Raw genomic sequence first — 1,638 nt, 5'->3', positions numbered from 1 at the left:
CGGCGGAAACGTCGCGCGCCCGCTGCGCCGCGAGCATCACCAGCTCGAAGCGGTTCGGTACCTGGGTGACACAATCCTCAACGGTAATCCGCGCCATGAGCGCCCATCTCCCACTGCGAGGCAAGGCTCATTCGATACTTAGTGCATGGCACGGGGTCCCGCAACGTGAATGGTGCGGCGCACCATCGCATGAGGCGCCTCCAGCCGCGGACCGACTGACCTGTTTGTCAGCCGCCGGGCAAAAGCAGGGCTGGCCTTTCGGTGCGGATCGGGCTATAGGCATCTCATGCGGCAAGGTCGCATGGCATGCCGCAGAGTCGGAGGCAGATTCGAGTCGCTCGAGTGTCATACCCCGATCGATTGAGCGTCCCGGGGCATCCAATCGTGTGGAGCGCGACGGGTCCCGGGCGGGCGGCGCACATTTGGGCCGGCTTCTTCTGCCTCGATCACCAAAAGGCTGTCTATGCGGGGTGGATCCAGGACATCGGCCGAGATTCGTCGAATCGGACCGGCGCTGGCGGCGACGCGGATCGCTGACGAGTCGGCTTGCCGGAACGAGGCGTGCGGATCATCTTAACGACGACGGCCCGATCTGCGCTCGTATGGCGTCTACGGCAATGACTTGCAGGCTCGGCTTGGTCACGAGGGACTGGCCCGATCGCATCGGAGGTTGGAAGTTATGATTTGCCCGGTTCTGGAGAATATTGTTCATCGTGAAGACCGCTTTGCGATGATGATCGATGGCGCAAATCTCTATCAGGCGGCACGCGCCCTCGGTTTCGACATCGACTACCGGCTGTTGCTCGACACCTTCTCGCAGACCGGCCGGCTGGTTCGTGCCTGTTACTATACGGCGCTGCTCGATGACCAGGAGTACTCGCCGATCCGGCCGCTGGTCGACTGGCTCGACTACAACGGCTACACGGTGGTGACCAAGCCGCTCAAGGAGTTCACCGACTCCACCGGCCGCCGCAAGTTCAAGGGCAACATGGACATCGAGCTCGCCGTCGATGCCATGGAGATGGCGCACTTTTTGGACCACGTGGTCCTGTTCTCGGGCGACGGCGACTTCCGCCGCCTGACCGAGGCGCTCCAGCGCCGGGGCCTGCGCGTCACGGTGGTCAGCACGATCCGCACCCAGCCGCCGATGATCGCCGACGAGCTGCGCCGCCAGGCCGACACCTTCCTCGAGCTGCACGAGCTGTCGTCCTACATCGCCCGCGAGCACCGTTCCGCGGTCGCGGTCGACGACGATGTCGACGACGATGAGGAGGAGGACGCCGCACCGCAACGGCCGCGATCCGGACGCTACTTCCAGAACGCTTAAGGCACATCACCGGCTCGCTCGGGGGCGACGCGCGCGGCACGCGCCCGTCGCCGCCCGCGGACTGTCCCTTGTGCCCGCGGCTGGCCCAGTTCCGGGCGGCCAACCGCGATGCCTTCTTGGGCTGGCACAACGCGCCGGTCGCGTCGTTCGGCGACCCGAAGGCGCGTCTCCTGGTCGTCGGGCTGGCGCCCGGCCTGCGCGGCGCCAACCGTACCGGTCGGCCGTTCACCGGCGACTACGCCGGTCTGCTGCTCTACCCGACCCTCCTGCGCTTCGGCTTTGCACGCGGCCAGTACCGGGCGTCCCCGGAC

Annotated in this window: 3 protein-coding genes; 2 read left to right on the top strand and 1 reads right to left on the bottom strand. The window is 66.2% G+C overall.

Going from position 1 to position 1,638, the window contains the following annotated elements; all coding sequences use genetic code 11:
• On the bottom strand, positions 1–97 hold a 97-nt coding region (gene rpoZ / locus ACRDU5_RS12105), incomplete at its 3' end, for a DNA-directed RNA polymerase subunit omega (RefSeq protein WP_526614774.1).
• A 636-nt stretch (positions 98–733) separates the two neighbouring features.
• Here rpoZ and ACRDU5_RS12100 point away from each other — a divergent pair.
• Entirely contained in the window at positions 734–1,327 is a 594-nt protein-coding gene (locus ACRDU5_RS12100) for a LabA-like NYN domain-containing protein (RefSeq protein ID WP_526614773.1), read from the top strand.
• A gap of 68 nt (positions 1,328–1,395) precedes the next feature.
• A partial coding sequence (locus ACRDU5_RS12095) for a uracil-DNA glycosylase family protein (protein WP_526614772.1) occupies positions 1,396–1,638 on the top strand: 243 nt, incomplete at its 3' end.

The sequence above is a fragment of the Mycobacterium sp. genome (assembly GCF_050701515.1).
In the GTDB taxonomy this organism is placed as follows: domain Bacteria; phylum Actinomycetota; class Actinomycetes; order Mycobacteriales; family Mycobacteriaceae; genus Mycobacterium.
This window is presented reverse-complemented; position numbering and strand designations above follow the sequence as displayed.